The organism is Chitinophaga sp. (assembly GCF_035538455.1).
In the GTDB taxonomy this organism is placed as follows: domain Bacteria; phylum Bacteroidota; class Bacteroidia; order Chitinophagales; family Chitinophagaceae; genus Chitinophaga.
This window is the reverse complement of sequence record NZ_DATLKJ010000101.1, coordinates 34,396-56,062: the sequence shown is the minus strand read 5'-3', so window position 1 is coordinate 56,062 and position 21,667 is coordinate 34,396. Positions and strand designations below refer to the sequence as shown.

Below are 21,667 nucleotides of genomic sequence, written 5' to 3'. Positions count from 1 at the left end.
ATAGATTAAGCATTCCGGTATAAAATAAATAAGCCGTTACGGTCATCGTAACGGCTTATTTATTTTATACCCTATACATCATCTGTTCATTATTCTCATCAGAAAAATCAAACATCACAGAAAAATAACCATCGGAAAATCAAAAAAAATCACAAAAATTAAAGTTATGAGCTAAAGTTTAGCAGAATTAGCAGTATTTTTTTTAATTTTCCGGCTCGTTTTTAAACCGCATCTAATCAAAAACGTTTACAAATGACGATTAATCATCAGGAAATCGAACTGATTGACAGCTTTGAGCAGATTGCAGTGGATATACATCCCTCTGCAAAAGATGGTTCCAGGGCCGTTGCCGCTGAAATCGCCGCGCTGATCCGTGAGAAGCAGGCTGCCAATCAAAAATGTGTATTAGGGCTGGCCACAGGCTCCACTCCTAAGTACCTCTATGCCGAGCTGGTTCGCCTTCACAAAGAAGAAGGACTGAGCTTTAAAAATGTAATTACATTCAACCTGGACGAATACTACCCCATAGAGCCGGATGCTTTACAGAGCTACAACCGCTTTATGAAAGAACATCTGTTCAATCATGTTGATATTCCGGAAGGACAATACTTCGTTCCGGATGGAACCATTCCGAAAGACCAGATCAAACAATACTGCACCGGATACGACAAACGTATTGAAGATGCCGGCGGTATTGACATACAGATCCTGGGCATTGGTAACAACGGTCATATCGGTTTCAACGAACCAGGTTCCAATGCCAACCCACATACCCGCCTCGTGACGCTGGATAACAGCACACGTCTGGCGAATGCATATGAGTTCCCTAACATGAGCCAGGTGCCACGCCTCGCCATCACCATGGGGCTCAGCAATATCATGAAAGCCAAGCGCGTAGTACTGATGGCATGGGGTTCCCACAAAGCCAAAATAGTACGCACTTCTGTAGAAGGCCACAGTACGGACCAGGTTCCGGCGTCCCTGCTGCAGCAGCACCCTAACTGCACTTTCGTGATCGATGAACAGGCTTCTGCTGAGCTGACCCGCTTCAAAGAACCCTGGCTCACCGGCGACTGCGAATGGACACCGGGTATCATCCGTAAAGCTGTTACCAGCCTCGCACTGAAGCTGAACAAACCCATCCTGATGCTCACCGATAAAGACTATAACGAAAACGGTCTGAACGACCTGATCGTACAATATGGTTCTGCATATGAGCTGAACATCAAGGAATTTAACGGTATCCGCGACACCATCACCGGATGGCCCGGCGGAAAACCAGGCCCACAGCTGCCTAACCATCCTGAGCGCGCTGAGCCGGCTAAAAAAACCGCACTGATATTCTCTCCACACCCGGATGATGATATCATCTCTATGGGCGGTACCTTCATCCGCCTGCACGAACAAGGCCACGATGTACACGTTGCTTACCAGACTTCCGGTAACATCGCCGTGAACGATGAGTTTGTACTGCGCTTCATCGACTTCGCCGTAGGCTTTGAAGGTATGTTCGATATCGACAGAAGCAAGAGTTCCCAGATACTCGAAGATGCCAAAGCCTTCATTAATGTAAAGAAACCAAGCCAGAAAGATACCAACGAGATCCGCGCCATCAAAGGACTGATCCGTCGCTGCGAAGCTAAAGCTACCTGCCGCTATGTAGGTATTCCTGAAGCCAACGCTCACTTCATGAACCTGCCTTTCTATGAAACAGGCCTCGTGGAAAAGAAACCAATGGGTCCTGAAGATGTGAAACTCACGGTAGAACTGCTGCGCAAAATAAAACCACAACAGGTGTACTGCGCTGGCGATCTCGCCGATCCGCATGGTACCCACAAAGTTTGCCTCGACATTATCTTTGCTGCACTGGAAGAAGTGAAAAACGACGACTGGGCCAAAGATTGCTGGGTATGGCTGTACAAAGGCGCCTGGCAGGAATGGGAAATCCATGAAATTGAAATGGCCGTACCAATGAGCCCTGACCAGGTATTACAGAAACGCCTCGGTATCTTCATCCACCAGAGCCAGAAAGACGTGGTACCTTTCCAGGGTACCGACCTCCGCGAGTTCTGGCAGCGTGCCGAAGACCGCAACGCCAATACCGCAGAACTATACGACAAGCTCGGCCTGCAGAAATATGCTGCCATGGAAGCCTTCGTTCGGTATCATTTTATGTAAATAGATTTCTGTGTTTTGGGATTTTTCTATTTTCGTACCGGACCAACCGATACGAAAATGGAAAAATCCCAAAACTTTTTAACCAAAGCAATCACTATCGCAATGGAGGCCCATAAAGACCAGTATGATAAATACGGTCAGCCCTATATAGGCCATGTTTTTCGCGTTATGCAGCAAGGACGTACCGATGATGAGAAAGCCCTCGGAGTATTGCACGATGTAGTGGAAGATACCAGCTGGACCTTCGAGGCACTGGAACAGGAAGGTATCCCCCTTCATATCATCAACGCATTGCGCTGCATCACCAAATTATCAGAAGACGAAGACTACGATCATTTCGTTGCCCGTACATTACAAAACAGACTTGCTTCTATCGTCAAACTCTATGATCTCACAGACAATATGGACATCCGGCGCATGCCGGAAATACAGGAAAAAGACTTAACCCGCCTGAATAAATACCTCCGCGCATATAGGCAAATATCCGCCGCCGTTATACTTGAGAAATAAATTTATTTCAGGCCCTTTCCGATTTAAACCATTAAATTACAACACAAACTCAATTTGTATCAATGGAAAACGACATCCTCATTGACTTCAGGTTTGCAACAAAAGATAAACCCAGGCTTGGAGAACTTTTTTTAATCACCGGGGAAACACATCCCAAGTTCCCGCCTCGCAACAATGCATTCGAACAGTTAGCCCCGTTAGGTTTTGAACAACTTGATGATTTCTTCGGCATCCTGAATGAAGAAGAAGCCGGCGATGATGTACTCGTATGGCTTTTTCCAATGATCAATGGAGAAGAGGTATTCCACCATAGCGGCCCGTTTGACGCCGTCAGACTTTCATATAGCGCACTGCGCAATACTCCGGCCAACATATCACTGCTGCAGAACTGTTTTGAGTCCATTCAGAAAATGCCCGATGTAGAAGTATTCTTCGATGACAAAAAAATCTCTTCCTTCGAACCAATCAAACAAAAAGCCGACGAAATCGTAGCCCACTGGCGTGCCAACAACATCGAACCTGGTTCCGAACAAAGTTTACTGATTGAAGAAGATGATGAAGATTGGGACGATGAGGATGAAGAATGGGATGAAAGTGCTGACTGGGATGAGCCTTCTTCCAGATAATTGCCGGAGAATTAATATCTTACGGCCTGTGTTACCATTTTTAGTGTGATTTATGAAGAAGATCTTTTATCTGACACTGGCCGTCATCCTCGTTTCATGTAATCAAAAAGACAAATCCAGCAGATTCGACAACGAAGAAAATACCGGCAGCGCGCCTGCCCGGAAAACAAATACCACCACTGCCAAAAAGAAATCCTCAGACACCGCTCCCATACTGGGAGAACGGACAGCTTCAGGCACGGTTATATGTAATAAACCGGGCGGCGATGTAGTCGCTACCCTTCAAGACTACGTACCGCTGCGTTGCGCTCCGCAGGAAAAAGGATGTTATCCCGTCAGTGTAGACTTCGATATCACCCAGGAAGAATACGCCAAACCACTTTTCCGCAAGGGCCGTAAACTCAAAATAAACGGTACCGCTGCCGGCGTGCTGGAACGCGATACCAAACTACCCGTTGCCACCAACGGTGAAAAGATGTGGGCTACCGTCAACGGCTACACGGAAAAGAAGAACATCCGCGGCGGCTCCATCGTGGAAACCGCCCTGTCCTCTTTCCTGAAACAACACAAAGGCCGCAGCATAGCCGACCTGCAACCATTCATCCACAACTTCAACCTCGAAGAAGAAAAAACACTCAAGCCATATACCCTCTATTTCAATTATGAAAGCGGCATTGACGATCCCAGCCCACTCTACCGCATTGCACTCGTATGCCAGTCAGGCGAGCTGCTGGGCATTATCCATTCCAGACCACTCGAGCTCGATGGCAGCACCTCCCGCAAACTGCAACGCGGCTTTACTATTCACTTCCTCAATGGCATCGACAACACACTGAAAGAAGACTTCTGCAAGAAATTCAACAAGTTCATCCTCTCCGTTGATTAATGGGAGTCATAACTTTTAGTTATAATAGATTACTATTCACCATTTGACTTCAGCCAGGATGGTACGGACCTTTGCATCGTAATCAAATCCTGACGACGATGCAACAACAAAAGATAAAACCAGCCTGGCTGAATGGTAATTTCCCGAAAGCATTATTCATAATCGTAGCAGCAGCTACCCTGCTACCCGTTGTAGAACCACCGGTAGCACTGCTGCTGGGCCTCGCCCTGGCACTCACCATCGGCAACCCCTTTGCCCATATTACGCCCCGCCTCACCCACTGGCTGTTGCAATTGTCCGTAATAGGACTGGGCTTTGGTATGAACGTACACACCGCCATCAAAGCCGGTAGTGAAGGCTTCCTCTTTACGGTTGCCTCCATCGCTGGCACATTGCTGTTTGGCACATTGCTGGGCCGTATCCTGAAGATAGAGCGTAAAACCTCCCACCTTATCTCCTGCGGTACCGCCATTTGCGGAGGCAGCGCTATCGCGGCCATTGCACCCGTAATCAGGCCTGGCGAAAAACAAACTTCCATGGCCCTCGGCATCATTTTTCTCCTGAATGCTCTCGCGCTCTTTATATTCCCCGCAATAGGCCACTGGCTTGATTTATCACAGCAACAATTTGGTCTCTGGAGCGCCATCGCCATACACGATACCAGCTCAGTAGTTGGGGCTGCTAACAAATATGGTGCAGAAGCCTTACAAATAGCCACCACCGTGAAACTCTCACGCGCACTGTGGATCATCCCGGTAGCCTTCCTCTCCACCCTCTTCTTTAAAGACGGCAGCGGTAAAATAAAGATCCCCTGGTTTATAGGACTGTTCATCATCGCCATGCTGCTGAACACCTGGACACCAGGTATCAGTACAGTAAGCCCGCTGGTAGTAAAGAGCGCCAAAACAGCGTTGTCACTCACGCTCTTCCTCATCGGCGCTAATCTAACCAGGCAGTCCTTACAGGGAATAGGCTGGAAGCCACTGCTTCAGGGCATCCTGTTGTGGGTAATGATCAGCGCCGGTACGTTGCTGACAATTATCTTCTTAAAATAAAAGATTAACAAATGGGGGAATTTTCCCACGCTCATTGTGATACCTTAATCCTTATCTTTGATTACTTCCATAATCAACCATCATCATAATGAGCAGGGCTCCAACCACCAGTAAAACTGGGACTTTCATGGCCTTATTCCGCGCCTTTGAAAGTACCAGACCGGAGAATGACAGACTATTCTTTGATCCATATGCAGCGGCGTTTCTCCCCGACTACTATAAGGTATTGCTTGCCTGCTGCCGGCTTTCGTTTGTGCGCAAACTGTTTGCGATCTACATACAACTGAGGGCGCCCGGTACTTACACAGCCGCGGTGGCAAGAACTAAGCTGATCGACGACATGGTGATAAAAGCGGTAAGGGAAGAAGGCGTTAACCAGATCATCATTCTCAATGCTACCCTCGATACACGCGCCCACAGGCTTAATATCGGACTACCAGTGAATTTTGTGGAAGTAGACCACCCCTCCATCCAGTTCATCAAGAAATCAATGTTGCAGGACCTGCTCGGTCATCCGGTAACACATGTGGATTATGTGAAACTCGATATGAACACGGAAAATCTGGCCGACATAGTATCTCCACGCATGCATCGTCAGCACTATAAAACATTGTTCCTCTGGGAAGGACTTACTACGCAGGTAGAAGCCATGCAAGCGGAAAACATCTTCAGGTATATCAACTTGTATCCCAAAGGCACGCAGGTAATCTTCACTTACATCGACAAAGCTGTACTCGATAATCCCCGCAAGTTCACAGGCTTCCGCCGTATTAATTACCTGCTTCGCAAAGCCGGTGAAAACTGGAATTACGGCATGTACCCCAAAGACATAGAAACGTATATCCGTCACCGTAACATGACACTGCTGTATGAGGGTGGCGCAGATAAATACCGGGCCACTTATTTCGGCACAAAAAGTAGCCGTATGAAGGGTTACGAGTACTTCCGCGTAGTCAGAAGCGTGTTAAAATAATAAACGGTACGCGCAGGTTCCCGCATAGCATCGTATCTTCGACCAACCATTTATTCAAAATGCTATGCATATCCACTATTTTCAGCACATTCCATTCGAAGGACTAGGTGTCATTAAAGACTGGATAAACCGTAAAGGTCACCACCTGACCGCTACACGCTGGTTTGATGGATCTCCTGACACATCCGGGTTTGCAGGCGCCGATTGGCTTATCGTCGTGGGAGGAACCATGGGCGTATATGAACAGGACCAGTATCCCTGGATGAAAACAGAGATCTCACTCATTCGTGAAGCTATCAGCCAGCAGAAAAAGATCCTTGCCATATGCCTTGGTTCCCAATTACTGGCCCATACACTGGGCGCTGATGTTTACCCGCACACGCAACTGGAAATAGGCTGGTATCCCATCGATATTACGTTCCAGGATCGGGCTGCACCGCTGGAAAAAGTGTTGCCGCATCGCCTCAACACATTCCATTTCCATGGTGATACCTTTGATGTGCCTCCCGGCGCCACCCGCTTTGCTGCCTCTGCAGCTACCAGCAATCAGGCATTCATATACGGCGACCGCGTAATCGGGCTCCAGTTCCATACTGAACTAACACCGGCCTCCCTCGATGAAATGCTGATACCCGGCGAAACCGCCATCAGAAGCGGAGGACCTTTTATTCAAAGCATGGAAAAAATTCATCAGCATCTAGGCCTGATACCAGAAAACAACCAGATGTTGTTCCGCTTGCTGGACTACCTGGAGGCATTGTAAAAACAGAAGATCATGAATGCTGCTTACGACATACTGATTATAGGAGGGGGCCCCATAGGTGTTGCCTGTGGCCTGGCTGCACAAAAAGCAGGTCTCAGTTATATCATCATAGAGAAAGGGTGCCTGGTGAACTCATTATACAACTATCCATTGTACATGACGTTCTTCTCCACTTCTGAAAGACTGGAAATAGGTGGTATCCCCTTTGTGTCCATCAACCCCAAGCCCACCAGGCCCGAAGCGCTGGAATATTACAGGCGGGTGGCCACATCCAATCAGATCAATATAAAACTATTTGAAGAAGTAAGAGAAGTGACGCCAAACGCCGGCGAATATATCATCACCACTACAAAGGATAATTATCATGCGCGCAAGGTGATCATCGCCACCGGCTTCTACGACATTCCAAACCTGCTGCAGGTACCCGGCGAAGAATTGCCGAAAGTAACGCATTATTACAGAGACCCGCACTTCTATTCCACACAACAGGTAGTTGTAATAGGTGCCCATAACTCCGCAGTAGATGCGGCATTGGAGACATACCGCAAAGGCGCCAACGTTACGATGGTGATCCGTGATGGAGAAATCGGCTCCCGCGTAAAATATTGGGTGAAGCCAGATATTGAAAACAGGATCAAGGAAGGTTCCATCAAAACATTCTTCCGTGCTTCCGTAACAGCCATCCGTGAAAAAGAAGTGGACATCCTCACACAGGAAGGCCCCATCACTATCCCCAATGATTTCGTTATTGCCATGACCGGCTACCAGCCAAATTTCAGCCTGTTGGAAAAAGCTGGTATCCGCTTATCTGATGATGGTAAAAAACATCCTGCCTACAATCCGCTTACCATGGAAACCAATATGCCTGGCATTTACCTCGCTGGCGTGGTCTGCGGCGGAATGGATACCCATGTCTGGTTCATCGAAAACTCCAGGGATCATGCAGATAAAATCATTGCGCATATCAGACAATAATATCAGCTAGTTTGAGTTTTAAATGGAGGTATTTATACAATCTCAGTATAACCATTAAACCTCCATTTATGAAAAAGAAAACAACCTCGTTAAACAAGAAATTACTGCTGCAAAAACTCACTGTTGCTCAGTTGACCACAACCACTAAAGCCCGGGTGCAGGGAGGTATCAGTACCACTATCTGCTACCCGCCGCCGCCAACATTTGGGTTATCTGACTGCATATGCCCTACAACTACTGAGCAGCTCTAAGCCTAATGTAATACGCTTACAAATAAAGATTCCCCCTGTATCTGCAGGGGGAATCTTTATTTGTAAGCGCTATATCACTAAATAATATTTACCTCTCTCTCCAGCTGCACACCAAACTTCTCATGTACGCTATCCAGCACTTCCTGCGACAGCTTATAAATATCATTACCAGCGGCGTGGCCATAATTCACCAGTACCAGCGCCTGCTTTGCATGTACGCCTGCATCTCCGTGGCGGTAGCCTTTCCAGCCGCATTGCTCAATCAGCCAGCCTGCTGCAAGCTTGTATTGCCCGTTATCTAACGGATACGCCACTACGTTGGGAAATGCTGCCTTCAGCGACTCATACCTGGCAGCATCTACAGACGGATTTTTGAAGAAGCTACCCGCATTACCAATCTTAGCCGGATCAGGTAGTTTGGATGACCTGATATTGATCACCGCCTGGCTGATAGCCTGTATCGACAACTCTTTCACACCCATACGCTCCAGTTCTTCATTGATAGCGCCGTAGCTGGTATTGAAATGAGGGGTTTTATTAAGACGATAGGTAACGGAAAGAATGGCAAACTGCTGATGATATTGCCGCTTGAAAACACTTTCACGATAACCAAAATGACAATCCGCATTATTGAAGGTAACAACGCCATGATCCTTTAAATGTAATGCTTCCAGCTCATGGAAAGTATCTTTGATTTCCACTCCGTACGCGCCGATGTTCTGCATAGGGCTGGCGCCAACATTACCGGGTATCAGTGAGAGATTTTCAAGTCCCGCCAGGTTCTGACCAATGCAATACTGCACAAAGCCATGCCAGTTCTCTCCTGCACCTGCTTTCACATATACGTGATCGTTATCTTCACCTATTACCTCCATACCCTTGATCTGATTCCGGAGTACCAGTCCGTCATAATCTTTTGTAAAGAGCACATTGCTGCCTCCCCCCAGTATCATATGCGGAATGCCGCCACCGGGTGGTTCCTGCAATAAAGCCACCAGCTCCTCCTTACCGGCGAAAGTAGCAAAGTAACGGGCCGTGGCGCCAATGCCAAAAGTATTATATGACTGAAGCTGTACATTTTCGGATACCATAATAGCGTAACTTTATAATCCCGACAAAGATAGATTTGTATTACGAATTACGAAACCTGGATTTATGCAGAAAACAGCTGTTGTCATCGGCGCTACCGGACTTACAGGCACACACCTCGTTTCAGCACTGCTGCACGATCCTTACTTCAGTAAGGTAAAAGTACTGGTACGCAAACCCTGGGGCCATACCAGGCCGAAACTGGAAAGTATCATCGTCAATTTTGAAGATCCGGCAAGCATCGCCTCCGCGATGGAAGGCGATATACTGTTCTGCTGTATCGGCACTACCATCAAAAAAGCAGGCTCACAGCAGAAGTTCAGGGAAGTGGATTTCGACATACCAGTGAGATCCGCTACCATCGCACATAACAAAGGATTCCAACAATTCCTGATGATATCCTCCATCGGTGCTAACCCTTCTTCCCGCAATTTTTATCTTCGTACTAAAGGAGAAACAGAAACAGCTGTTCTGAAGATCGGCTTTCCCAATATCAGCATCTTCCGGCCTTCCTTTATCATAGGACAACGCGAAGAATTCAGGCTGGGCGAATGGATCGCCAAATACCTCATGCACTTGTTCTATTTCTTACTGCAGGGAAGATGGAAAAAATACCGTGGCATCAAAGCCGCTACCATAGCCAGCGCCATGGTTAACATCGCGAAGAAGGAAGATACCGGCACACATATTTTTGAATCAGACGCCATACAAATCTCAGGTGACGCCTGAATGATTTCATATCTTTAACCCAGATGAAACAATTTATATTACTGACTGTATTTGCGGCAATTACCATACTGCCGTGTCAGACAAAAGCTCAGATCAACACTTATTTTCCCGGCACATGGAAAGATAACCCGCAGCCTGTGGCAGCTGCACAGGCTTCATCTTCCCATCCCTATACCATACTGGACTACAGAGTGGCAAGGGACTTCAATGTCTCCTTCCGGGATAAAACCGACGCATACACGCACTACAGAACCCTTTACAAAAAGATCCGGATCAATACGCAGCAGGGCGCTGACAGCCTTACGCAGCTTGTGCTGACACTGGAAGATAATGAAGACCTCCGGGGATTCCGTGTGCGTGGCATCAACCCTTCGGGTGGCGTGGCCACATTCACCGATCAGACAAGATCAATGAAACTCAATGATGGCCGTACTGCTATCGTAGTCAACAATCTTTCCATACAGCCCGGTTACGAACTGGAATATGAACTGGCACTCAAAGTACAGTACGATTACGCCGGCTCCGAATACCTCCAGTCCGGTATTCCCTGCGAATACACCAACTTCATGCTCGTAGCACCCAAAGACATGCAGTTCCGTTTCAAAAGCGCCAATGGCGCACCGGCGGTGCAAGACAGCGTGGCAGGTACCAATCATTACATCGGCCTGCAAATGCAGCATATATCACCATTGAAATCCAATGATCTCTTCTTTTATCTCCCCCAGCTGCAACGGGTGGATTTCGCACTGCATGCTGTTGTTGATGGAAGGGAAATTGATACCCTTACCTGGCAGAAGTTCGGTGAAGAAGCCTACATCCCTTATGTAGCTATCAGCAAAGCGGAATACAAACAACTGGAAAAAGAGCTGAACAAATGGACATTCCTCAATCGCCGTATGCCGTTACCACAACTTATTTACGCCGTTGAACATTATATCAAGACAACATATAAAATAAGAAACTCCGACGAAATGTATGAAACGCCGGATATCATCAACGCACTGCAGTTTAAGAGAACAGATAAAAACGGAATGGTAAGATTGCTCAATGCAACATACTACATGCTGAATATACCGGTGCAGATGCTGTTCACCTCCGCCCGCGATACACTCCCCCTCGACTCCCAGCTGGTGAACAGGGCGTTCGCTTCCAACATACTGCTCTACTTCCCCACGCTTCAACTGGCGCTGGCTCCAACAGAATCAAATACACGCTTCCCGTGCTATCCTTCATTGTGGACCAACCGCCCCGCACTCCGCTGCCGTGATACCCTCGCAAGCCACGAAAGTAAGGTGCTCACCGATTTCATCACCACGCCGTTGCCACAATATACCCTCAGCAATATCACAATGGAAGCCACACTCAGCTCCGTCACAGCACCTTCCTGGGAAGTAACACAATCATTCGGTGGCTATGCAGCACAGAATATCAAGACCGCCTTTACCAAAGCCGGTGATGCAGAGAGCCTGCGGAACAACGTATTCAATGCCATACTGCCATTTGAGCCTGGTACCCGCAAACCCACAGCTGTAAAAGCTCAGAACGAAACGTTCACACCACTGCCGCTGGACAAGCCTGTAACAATAACAAGCACATTGCAGACACCCGACATTGTTACCCAGCAAAGCAACGGCTATCAGATCAGGCTGGGACAACTGCTCGGAGGCACACTGGACCTGAATATGACGGCGCCGGGAGGAACACTGCCTATACAACTCTCTTTTCCCTACTACCAGGAAAAGCGTATCCATATAGATATTCCGGCCGGATATAAAGTGGCCAACCTGAATGATTTCAATGCCAATACTGTGCAGAGTGGAAGCAACAATCCATCTATGGGCTTTAAAATGAGAGCAGAACTGGATAACAACCGCCTGCATATCTTCACCATTGAATGGTACAGCCAGAGCGACTTTGCAGGTAACAACAAGAAAATATTTGAAGAAATAGTAACTAAATTCAGGTCGCTGCAGAAGCAGGAGCTGGTGCTGGTAAAACAGTAATTAGCAATTAGCCGGAAGCTAACAGCTACACACAATCCACATCCGGTACAATCACTACAGAGCGGAACCGCTTCTCCGCCAGCAGCTGAACAAAGAACTCGCGGAGCACCTGTTTTACATGCGTTATTACACGTGCTTCGCGGGGCAGCTTAATCAGCATCTCCTGCAGGTAATTATTTCTTACCCTCGCCACCATAGGCGCCGAAGGACCTACCAGCTGCGTACCAATATGTGGCTGCAGCCAACTTGCCAGCACCTGTGCGGCCTGCTCCACAATCTGTTGATCTTTATGTCGTAACGTTAATTTGAGAATACGGAAAAAAGGAGGATAACCAAACTGCTGCCGCTCTGCTATTTCCGCTTCATACATAGCCTTATAGTCATGCAACGTTACATAATGTAATACCGGATGCCTGGTATTGCTGGCCTGTATCAGCACTTTACCTGAGCCGTGCTTTCTGCCGGCGCGGCCACTCACCTGTTCCATCAGCTGGAACGCCCTTTCATTCACCCGGAAATCAGGATAGCTCAGCAGACTGTCAGCACTAAGGATACCCACCAGGTTTACATTTTCAAAGTCCAGCCCCTTTACAACCATCTGTGTGCCTACGAGTATATCGATGGCTTTTTCTTCCAGCAGTTGTATCATTTTATTGTGGCTGTCTTTGTTCCTGATGGAATCCACGTCCATACGCGCAATGCGTGCTTCAGGGAATATCTTTTGCAGATCGTCTTCTATCTTTTCAGTACCAAAGCTCTTAGGCACCAATGTTTGTGAGCCGCAAGCCTCGCAAGTGTACGCATAGGGATAGCGCGTGCCGCAGTAGTGGCAATGCAGCTTATCCTGGTTACGATGATAGGTAAGTGATACGTCACACTGTTTACAGTATGGTATCCAGCCGCAGGTAGTACAGAGCAGGAAGGGGGCATAACCACGTCTGTTCTGAAACAGGATCACCTGTTTGTTATCTGCAAGACTTTGCGTAACAGCCGTTTTCAGCGCCTGTGTAAAATGGCCGTCCATCGTCTTTTCAGCCATCTCTTTTTTGACGTCCACAATTTCTATGGCAGGCATCTCAATACCTCCGAAGCGCTCTTTCAGTTCTACCAGTCCGTACTTGCCTTGTTGGGCATTGTAATAAGATTCCAGTGCAGGTGTGGCGGAACCCAGCAGTACCTTGGCTTTGAACAGGCCCGCATAATAGATGGCTGCATCCCGCGCATGATAACGGGGCGCCGGGTCCTGTTGTTTATAAGAAGCGTCGTGTTCTTCATCGAGTATCACCAGGCCAAGGTCCCTGAACGGAAGCAGCAGGCTGGAACGTGCGCCCAATACAATTCGTAGCTCGCCGTTCTTTACCTTGTTCCAGATTTCCACCCGTTCGTTATTGTTAAAGCGGGAATGATAGATGCCGATACTGCTGCCGAAATGCTTTTGCAAACGACGGATGATCTGCGCCGTAAGCGCGATTTCCGGAAGCAGGTACAACACCTGTTTGCCGGCTGCCAGGTGTTCTTCCATCATCTTCACATACACCTGCGTTTTACCACTCGATGTAACACCATGCAGCAACGTTACCTGCTTCTCCTGCAAATGACGTTTTACCTCCTGCAGAGCTTTCTCCTGCGCAGGGCTGAGATCAAAATCTATCTGGGTATCTACTTCACTTGTTTTGATCCTGTCTACGGTGCGTTTCTCAATCCACAGGATATTTTTATCCACCAGTCCTTTCAGCTGCGCCGTAGTAGCGCCGGACTTTTTCAGCAGTTCATTCTGTAATACGCTGCCCTGTGTTTTCAGGAGATGCAGGTAGGCAAGCAGCAGCTCCATCTGCTTCGGAGCGCGTCCCATTTCGTTGAAAAGAGGGGCTAGTTGCTCTTCGTCATGATAGATACTGTTCAGCTGTACATAATTCTCTTTCTTCTCCTTATATACCTCTTTCAGCTCTTCATAGATCAGACAGACTTTTTTGTCGATCAGTTTTTTGATGACAGAATAGACCTCAGATTTATCGAGAATAAGCTGTACTTCTTCAATACGAAGCTCTTTACGGATCAGCAATGCTTCCGCTACCAGGTATTCATCATCATCAAGTGCGCTGAAATCCTCTCCGTAGGTATCGTTAAAGAGCAACAGTGTTTCGCTGGACAACTTCAGATGCGCCGGTAACGCTGCATTGAGCACTTCGCCCTCACTGCACATGTAATAGCTGGCTATCCAGCTCCAGAAGGCTAGCTGTGTCGGATATACGACAGGATCTTTGTCCAGCATATCCAGCAGCGGCTTCGTTTTGTACAGGGGTGCCTGTTCATGTATCGCCTTTACAATGCCTGCATACTTTTTTTGCTTACCCAATTGCACAGCCACACGGCTCCCGGCCTGCAAGCTGTTTTCCATGCTTTCAGGAACAGAATAAGTATATGTTTTAGGTAACGCCAGCGGCAATATTACATCTGCGTATTTCATCCTGCGTGTTGCAAAGAAGGGTAATGACGATGTTTACGTAAGGCACTATCCATCACCTCGTACACACGTTGCTTGAGGTCGTTGATGTCATCCAGGGTAAGACCCGCAACAGGTATTGTGGGCAGGAATACAACACGGCACTTGCCGGGATTTAAGTTCATCGGACCGGTATGAGGCAGCCTGTCACCCGCATCGAGGTATAATACTGGTTTGATAGGGATCTGCATTTCGATGGCCATACGGAATGCGCCGTTATGGAATGGGCGCAGCGGCTGATCACTCTCATTGGTAGTGCCTTCCGGAAACATGAGTATGGAAATACCTGCTTTCAGTGCAGTCATCATCTCCCGTACGCTCCTGGCCCTGGCCGGCGCATTGGAACGATCCACTGCCACCACGGAGTTTTTATAAATGAATCCGAAAAAAGGAATCTTAGACATTTCCACTTTTCCCAGCGGACGGAAAGGTAATCTCATTACCTTCACGGCTATAGCGGCATCCAGGTAAGAACGGTGATTCACTACGTATATGCATGGCTCTTTGTCTTCGGGCGCACATTCGTAAATGCGGCGTACCGGCATGCCTGCCATCGGGAACCATACATGCGCCCAGAAACGCAGGAAATAAAAGATGATATTCCCACCCTTTTCCTTACCCAGCAAGGATGCCAGAAAGATCGGCGGCAGTATAAGGAACATGATGCCCAGGAAGATAATAGCGGCGTACACCACATAAATGACACGCACCAATTTCATGATTAAGCCCATAAACGCCGTTGAGAAAATGAAATAATAAGCCGGAAAACTACAAATAATTTCTCGCAAAGAAGAGAATTAGTTCGCAGAAGCCCTTCACTCTTCATTAATCACAATAACAACTCCAATCTTTGTCAAGATCAATACAGGTAATCACCTTCGCACTGTTATCGTCGCAGGGAGCAAATACAATACGCAGGTGCTGACCTTCGTGCGAATAACCTTCCAGTGCGTAGGTAGGACATGGATGGTCTTCAGGATTGGATTTTGCAGGGTTGATAGCGCCTTCGGCGAGGATCTCCTGCACTTCGGTTTCTGTCACATGACGGCATTCCATCCGACAGATGGCATGTTTCGTATAGGTAAGGCGTGCATGCCTGTTCAGCGGCCCGTTTGCCGGATCAGAAGCGGGAACGGTCACAGTACCGCGACTGGCCGGCGATGCCTGGTGGCTGTTACTCCTCCACCATCTCTGCTGCCAGCCGGCAATGAGCAGCAATGCTAACAATACAACGGGTAAATATCTCTGCAATGATTTCATATGTTTCAAGAAAGCGTCGCAAATTACTTAAAATTCCTTACCAAACTATGACATAAAAAGTTGCTACCTTTGCCCTCCTTTATGGAACAGGTTAAAACAGTAGCATTTCATACACTCGGCTGTAAGCTGAATTTTTCAGAGACCTCTACTTTAAGCAGGTTACTGGAACAGGATGGGTTTGTAAGACGGATTTTGAGAATCCTGCAGATGTTTATGTAATCAACACCTGTTCTGTGACAGATAATGCCGATAAGGAATGCCGTCAGTTGGTACGCCGCATACAGCGCCGCGCACCTGAAAGCATGGTAGTCATCACTGGCTGCTATGCCCAGCTCAAACCGCAGGAAATCGCGTCTATTGAAGGCGTAGACCTCGTACTCGGCGCCGCTGAAAAATTCAATATTGCCGAGCACCTGAAAACGCTCACCAAAGGCGACAGCACAAAGATCTGCTCCTGCGATATTGAAGATGTCAACACCTTCCACTCCTCCTACTCCGTAAACGACCGCACCCGCACCTTCCTGAAAGTACAGGATGGCTGCGATTACAGCTGTACCTTCTGCACCATTCCAATGGCCAGAGGTAAAAGCCGCAGCGACAGTGTTGCCAACGTGGTAGAACAAGCCAGGCAGCTAGCTGCCAACAACGTAAAAGAAATCGTACTCACAGGCGTTAACCTGGGCGACTTCGGCAAAGGACTGCATGGCGGTAAAAAAAGAGAAGAAACTTTCTTCGAACTGGTACAGGAATTGGAAAAAGTAGACGGCATAGAACGCTACCGTATATCTTCCATAGAGCCTAACCTGCTCAGCGACGAGATCATCACATTTGTGGCCGGCAGCAAAAAATTCATGCCGCATTTCCACATTCCGTTGCAAAGCGGTAACAACGAGATCCTCGGACTGATGCGCCGCCGCTATCGCCGCGAGCTGTATGCTGAAAAAGTGGCACTGATAAAACAACACATCCCCCATTGTGCAATAGGTGTTGACGTTATCGTTGGCTTCCCTTCCGAAAGTGATGATCATTTCCAGGACACTTATAATTTCCTGCACGGGCTGGACGTATCATACCTGCACGTATTCACCTACTCAGAGCGCGCCAATACACCCGCAATTGAGATACAACCTGTCGTGCCTGTAAACGTACGCCACGAGCGTAACAAACAGCTGCGCAACCTGAGCCATAAAAAGCTGCAGTACTTCACAGAACAGCATATTAATCAGGCACGCAAGGTATTGTTTGAAGGACATAATAAAGACGGCATGATGGAGGGTTACACAGACAACTACATCAAAGTAATCACGCCGTTCCGCCCGGAATGGGTAAATCAGCTGGTAGACTGGGAGCTGCGCTGATCAGCTATTTCAACAAACAACATTTTATCAGATAAAAAGAGCTGTCAACCATCAGAACAGATGGCTGACAGCTGAATATGCTTATTTGGGGAACCCTTCAGAGGCTTTCACTTCTTCCAACTGCATGGTATGACGGGTAGTATGTGCAGCGTCCAGTAACAGTATCTGGTAAGCATCCATTGGCCCCAACGGCATTTTATCACTGATGTGGCTACGTAACTCATCTGTAGTGTTCGTTACATAATCAATGAGCTTGTCACGCTGCTCTGTAAATGCTTTGATAACATCCGTGGGCTTGCCCAGCGTATGTTTCGGCTGCAACGGATCCGGAGCCTTGAATTTATGGCTGCGGTCTGTTACCATTGTCAGTATACCTTCATCTGTCACCTTCACATCGCTTCTCTTTTCCGGGTTGGCAGGTTGCTTTACCAGCTGCTGCACGCCATCCAGGAAGCCTTTTTCTGCCAGGGTAATATGCTCCACGCACTCTATTACAGACCAGCGGTCTGGCGCAGACTTATATTCCAGTTGTTGATCAGAAAGACCCTCAAGGTCTTTGAGCAGTTTCTCCTTCGTTTGTTGTAACTGCGAAATCAATAAGGCTCTGTCTTCTACCGCTGTGTGCCGTTTACCTGGCATAAATGAACACATCAGTACGACAGTCACTAATAGCAAAGAAAGCTTTTTCATTTGGTGGTAAATTTAAATATTAGATTAGAGGAATCGGGGTACTTGAAAAGTTACGAAAAATTAAGCAGCTCAAGAAACTCTTCTCTGCTGATAAAGCCTGCTCCCAGAGAGGCAAGGTGATCCGTCTGCACCTGACAGTCTATCATCTTCAGTTCATGGGCATACGTCTGTACAAAGGTGATAAAGGCTGCTTTCGAAGCATTACTCACATCCGCAAACATAGACTCGCCAAAAAAGTATTGGCCTATTTTCACACCATACAGCCCGCCTGCTAATTTGTCGCCTACCCAGCTTTCAACAGACATCGCATAGCCGGCTTCATGCAAGCGCATATAAGCCTGCCTCATCTCATTTGTAATCCAGGTACCGCTTTGTCCTGGCCGTGCAATGCGGCTGCAGCGGGCAATAACACCATTGAAATTTTCATTGAAAGTGATCCGGAATTGTTGACGTCGCAACACCTGCCGCATACTGGCAGACACCTGCAGATTGGAAGGAAACAATACAAATCGGGGATCAGGGCTCCACCACAAGATCGGTGGCTCATCATACCAGGGAAAAATCCCGGAACGATACGCCAGCAACAGTCTTTCTATTGAAAGATCCCCGCCTGCCGCCAGAAGGCCATCTGGCTCTGACAAATGGACAGGGGGAAATATGATTTTTTTATTAAGACGAAAAACCGGCATAATTATTCGAGAGGCTGCTATGATTTTCGAATTTATTGATTTAGATATTTAGTTATTTAAAAATGCGGCAGAGACTATGTTATATCTCACAATCTCCACCGCATTTTTAAATAAAAAATATCTAAATCAATAAATCTCAAAATTATTTATCCGCCATCTCTTCAATGGTGGCGCTGATGCCTCTGTCGAGAAGGGCTTCACAAAGGGGGCGTAATTTGATATACTCGCCTTCTTTAACGGCATATTTTCCATTATGGTGTATGATCAGTGCGCATTGTTCCGCCTGATGATGGGTATGTCCGCACACTTCCATCAGAGAGGAAATAACCCAGTCAAAGGTATTAACATCGTCGTTCCATACGATCAGACTGAAGGGAAACTGTTCGTCTTCTGCTACCAGGACGTCTTCCAGTTCCTCAGGCAATACCTCTGTATTTGTGTGTTTGCTCATTTTTTAAATTAAGCTTTACGCAAAATTACATGGATTATTCGTTAATTTATCCATGTTTGTTGTTATGGTTAAGAGATTTTGTTAAATAAAAAACAGTTATATGATGAATAGCCCGGTTTTATTAATGGACATAAGTTTGCCGCTGAAAGATCCCGTACCTATTTTTTCACTGGTACTATTCATTATACTGCTGGCCCCAATCCTGCTGCGTAAACTACGGATTCCCAGCATTATCGGGCTGATCATCGCCGGCATGCTTATTGGCGATCATGGCTTCAAAATCATTGAAAAAGGAAGTATTGACCTGTTTGGAAAAGCAGGTCTGCTCTATATTATGTTCCTCGCAGGCCTGGAACTGGATATGACTGAATTCCGCAAAAATCGCTATAGAAGCATGGTTTTCGGGGCGCTCACCTTCTCTATTCCTCTGCTGTTAGGTTACCTGGTATGTACCTATGTACTGGGATTCAATTTTAAAGCAACCATACTCGTAGCCAGCATGTTTGCTACACACACGCTGGTGGCCTATCCGCTGGCAAGCCGCCTGGGAATCACTAAAAATGAAGCGGTTACGGTTGCGGTAGGAGGCACTATCATTACCGATACAGCCGTACTGCTGATCCTCGCTATCATTACCGGTGCACAGGCCGGCAACCTGAATACTTATTTCTGGGTAAGACTGGGCATCTCACTCACCGTCTTCGCCACCATCATTCTGTGGCTCATGCCGATGCTGGGCAGATGGTTCTTTAAGAAAATAAAAGATGATAAAACCTCCCACTTCATCTTTGTGCTGGCATTGGTATTTGCAGCTGCATTCCTGGCAGAGCTGGCCGGCGTAGAAGGCATTATCGGCGCGTTCCTGGCCGGATTGGCTCTCAACCAGCTCATACCACACACTTCACCGCTGATGAACCGCATTGAATTTGTAGGCAACGCCATCTTCATCCCTTTCTTCCTGATCAGCGTAGGTATGCTGGTAGACCTGCGCGTACTCATGAATGGGACCGAAGCACTGATCATCGCAGGTGCGCTCACCTCAATGGCGCTCAGCAGCAAATGGCTCGCAGCCTTCTTTACACAGCTGATTTTCCGTTACAGCCCTACACAACGTAATGTGATATTCGGCCTTAGCAGTGCACATGCTGCCGCCACCATAGCAGTGATACTCATTGGTTTCAACATGCACATCGTCAATGAGAATGTACTCAACGGCACAGTAGTACTGATCCTGATCACCTGTCTCGTAGGCTCTTTCGTTACAGAAAATGCAGGCCGTAAACTCGCTACGCAGGAATCCGTACAGAAACCCGAGCTGCCCGATCAGCCGGAACGTATACTGGTACCCGTTTCCAACCCCGACCGTATTGAAGCGCTACTCGACTTTGCCGTGATGATCAAAGACAAACAGGCGCCCACCCCCATTTATCCGCTGGCAGTTGTACAGGATAATGAAGAAGCACGCGAAAGAATACACCTGACAAACAAAATGATGGAAAAAGCCATCATCCATGCTTCCGCCACTGAAAGCAATGTACAGGCCGTAACCCGTGTAGATCTTAACGTTTCGGATGGTATCGCCCGCGCAGCCAAAGAACTGATGATCAGCGACGTAATCCTGGGCTGGACAGATAAAACCAGTACCACTGACCGTCTGTTCGGCAACATCTTCGGTACCACACTCGACAACGTACTACAAAGTGTATGGGAAACTGTTTACGTTTGTAATTTTCATCATCCGCTCAGCACTACCAAGAAAATGGTGATGGTATTACCTCCTAATACAGAATACGAAATTGGCTTCCTGCACTACCTGCAGAAGATGTTCATACTCGCCAAACAAGCCGGCGCCAAACTGCTGATGAGCTGCAATGCTAAAACACAAACATTTGTAGAAACATTTATAAGCCAGTCGAAATTAAGTGTGGAGCTCACTTTCAGACCATTCGACTCTCTCGAAGACTTCCTGATCCTGTCCAGGGAAATTACCCGCGATGACCTTGTAGTAGTCGTGACAGCCCGCAAAGGAACACTCTCCTACCACGCTTACATGGAAGGTATTCCCAGTAAACTGGGCCGTCACTTCAAAGACAACAACGTGATACTCGTATATCCTGAACAAACGCAGATAGACTACCTGGAAGCAGGATTGCAGCCGGAAGATCTCACCCTGGCGCCTATCCAGGAACAGCTGGCCAACCTTAATAAACTGGGGAGAGCAGTAAAGCGTATATTCAAACGCTGACAACGATTTTTTCGATTTGTTTGATTTTTATAATGAGCGAAGATCAATGTAAATTTTTATGATGAAGTAATTTTTATAAAAACAGCTATGTCGCTAAAAATCAATAGTGTCAAAGGTTCCCATTGATCTTCGCCCATCATAAAAATCAATTCAATCACACAAATCACAGTTCAGACAATCACTCACTCATCAGGAAAATCAAACAAATCAAAAAAAATTACAGTGAAAATTTGGTAGAATAAAAATAGTTTATACCTTTGCAATCCCGTCAAACGAAAGGTTGCGGCGAACGAAGAAAAAAGGGAGCTTAGCTCAGCTGGTTCAGAGCATCTGCCTTACAAGCAGAGGGTCACTGGTTCGAATCCAGTAGCTCCCACCACTTCAAAAGGATAACAAGCACTTGTTATCCTTTTTTATTTTATATCCCTGTAAC

Annotated in this window: 18 protein-coding genes, 1 tRNA gene and 2 pseudogenes; 14 read left to right on the top strand and 7 right to left on the bottom strand. The window is 47.2% G+C overall.

From position 1 onward, the window contains the following. Positions 1–246: 246 nt before the first annotated feature. The 9 genes and pseudogenes from nagB to VM802_RS12520 all read left to right on the top strand — a co-directional run. Positions 247–2,178: pseudogene (gene nagB, locus VM802_RS12560) on the top strand (glucosamine-6-phosphate deaminase); the annotation flags it as partial. A 57-nt stretch (positions 2,179–2,235) separates the two neighbouring features. Further along, on the top strand, positions 2,236–2,688 hold the full coding sequence (locus VM802_RS12555) for a phosphohydrolase (protein WP_325530911.1): 453 nt from the start codon (positions 2,236–2,238) through the stop codon (positions 2,686–2,688). A 62-nt stretch (positions 2,689–2,750) separates the two neighbouring features. Next, positions 2,751–3,314, top strand: a complete 564-nt coding sequence (locus VM802_RS12550) for a hypothetical protein (RefSeq protein ID WP_325530909.1) — start codon at positions 2,751–2,753, stop codon at positions 3,312–3,314. Positions 3,315–3,366: 52 nt separating this feature from the next. Beyond that, a complete protein-coding gene (locus tag VM802_RS12545; RefSeq protein ID WP_325530907.1) occupies positions 3,367–4,200 on the top strand; it encodes a hypothetical protein in 834 nt (277 codons plus the stop codon). Between the two features lie 98 nt (positions 4,201–4,298). Then, positions 4,299–5,255, top strand: a complete 957-nt coding sequence (locus VM802_RS12540; protein WP_325530905.1) for a YeiH family protein — start codon at positions 4,299–4,301, stop codon at positions 5,253–5,255. 88 nt (positions 5,256–5,343) lie between these two features. Then, a complete protein-coding gene (locus VM802_RS12535) occupies positions 5,344–6,228 on the top strand; it encodes a class I SAM-dependent methyltransferase (RefSeq protein ID WP_325530903.1) in 885 nt (294 codons plus the stop codon). 64 nt (positions 6,229–6,292) lie between these two features. Next, a complete protein-coding gene (locus tag VM802_RS12530) occupies positions 6,293–6,991 on the top strand; it encodes a glutamine amidotransferase-related protein (RefSeq protein WP_325530901.1) in 699 nt (232 codons plus the stop codon). Positions 6,992–7,003: 12 nt separating this feature from the next. Continuing rightward, positions 7,004–7,966, top strand: coding sequence for a YpdA family putative bacillithiol disulfide reductase (locus VM802_RS12525; protein ID WP_325530899.1), 963 nt, complete (start codon positions 7,004–7,006; stop codon positions 7,964–7,966). Positions 7,967–8,034: 68 nt separating this feature from the next. Next, complete coding sequence (locus VM802_RS12520; RefSeq protein ID WP_325530897.1) at positions 8,035–8,217, top strand: class I lanthipeptide; 183 nt, start codon at positions 8,035–8,037, stop codon at positions 8,215–8,217. Between the two features lie 77 nt (positions 8,218–8,294). Here the strand turns inward: VM802_RS12520 and murB are convergent, their stop codons facing one another. Continuing rightward, positions 8,295–9,308, bottom strand: a complete 1,014-nt coding sequence (murB, locus tag VM802_RS12515) for a UDP-N-acetylmuramate dehydrogenase (RefSeq protein ID WP_325530895.1) — start codon at positions 9,306–9,308, stop codon at positions 8,295–8,297. Positions 9,309–9,372: 64 nt separating this feature from the next. Between murB and VM802_RS12510 the strand changes: the two genes are divergently transcribed. After that, positions 9,373–10,035, top strand: coding sequence for an oxidoreductase (locus tag VM802_RS12510; protein ID WP_325530893.1), 663 nt, complete (start codon positions 9,373–9,375; stop codon positions 10,033–10,035). 23 nt (positions 10,036–10,058) lie between these two features. Further along, positions 10,059–12,038, top strand: a complete 1,980-nt coding sequence (locus VM802_RS12505) for a DUF3857 domain-containing protein (protein WP_325530891.1) — start codon at positions 10,059–10,061, stop codon at positions 12,036–12,038. A 25-nt stretch (positions 12,039–12,063) separates the two neighbouring features. On the opposite strand, the gene priA is transcribed toward VM802_RS12505, so the two are convergent. From priA to VM802_RS12490, 3 genes are all read right to left on the bottom strand, one after another. Continuing rightward, on the bottom strand, positions 12,064–14,505 hold the full coding sequence (gene priA, locus VM802_RS12500) for a replication restart helicase PriA (protein ID WP_325530889.1): 2,442 nt from the start codon (positions 14,503–14,505) through the stop codon (positions 12,064–12,066). Continuing rightward, entirely contained in the window at positions 14,502–15,272 is a 771-nt protein-coding gene (locus VM802_RS12495; RefSeq protein WP_325530887.1) for a lysophospholipid acyltransferase family protein, read from the bottom strand. Before VM802_RS12495 ends, priA begins: the two co-directional genes overlap by 4 nt. 94 nt (positions 15,273–15,366) lie before the next feature. Next, positions 15,367–15,801: a DUF4258 domain-containing protein gene (locus tag VM802_RS12490; RefSeq protein ID WP_325530885.1), complete on the bottom strand. Its 435-nt coding sequence runs from the start codon at positions 15,799–15,801 to the stop codon at positions 15,367–15,369. 215 nt (positions 15,802–16,016) lie between these two features. On the opposite strand from VM802_RS12490, the pseudogene mtaB reads away from it, so the two are divergent. Further along, a pseudogene (gene mtaB, locus VM802_RS12485) lies at positions 16,017–17,159 on the top strand (tRNA (N(6)-L-threonylcarbamoyladenosine(37)-C(2))-methylthiotransferase MtaB); the annotation flags it as partial. Between the two features lie 81 nt (positions 17,160–17,240). Here mtaB and VM802_RS12480 read toward each other — a convergent pair. The 3 genes from VM802_RS12480 to VM802_RS12470 form a co-directional block, all read right to left on the bottom strand. Continuing rightward, entirely contained in the window at positions 17,241–17,849 is a 609-nt protein-coding gene (locus tag VM802_RS12480; protein WP_325530883.1) for a DinB family protein, read from the bottom strand. Between the two features lie 50 nt (positions 17,850–17,899). Further along, the gene (gene aat, locus VM802_RS12475; protein WP_325530881.1) at positions 17,900–18,490 is read right to left on the bottom strand and encodes a leucyl/phenylalanyl-tRNA--protein transferase; all 591 of its coding nucleotides are present in this window, start codon (positions 18,488–18,490) and stop codon (positions 17,900–17,902) included. A gap of 190 nt (positions 18,491–18,680) precedes the next feature. Then, complete coding sequence (locus tag VM802_RS12470; protein WP_325530879.1) at positions 18,681–18,989, bottom strand: ATP-dependent Clp protease adaptor ClpS; 309 nt, start codon at positions 18,987–18,989, stop codon at positions 18,681–18,683. Positions 18,990–19,089: 100 nt separating this feature from the next. Here VM802_RS12470 and VM802_RS12465 point away from each other — a divergent pair, with 100 nt between their 5' ends. Next, positions 19,090–21,234: a cation:proton antiporter domain-containing protein gene (locus VM802_RS12465; RefSeq protein WP_325530877.1), complete on the top strand. Its 2,145-nt coding sequence runs from the start codon at positions 19,090–19,092 to the stop codon at positions 21,232–21,234. Between the two features lie 301 nt (positions 21,235–21,535). Beyond that, a tRNA-Val gene (locus VM802_RS12460) sits at positions 21,536–21,613 on the top strand. Positions 21,614–21,667 lie beyond the last annotated feature (54 nt).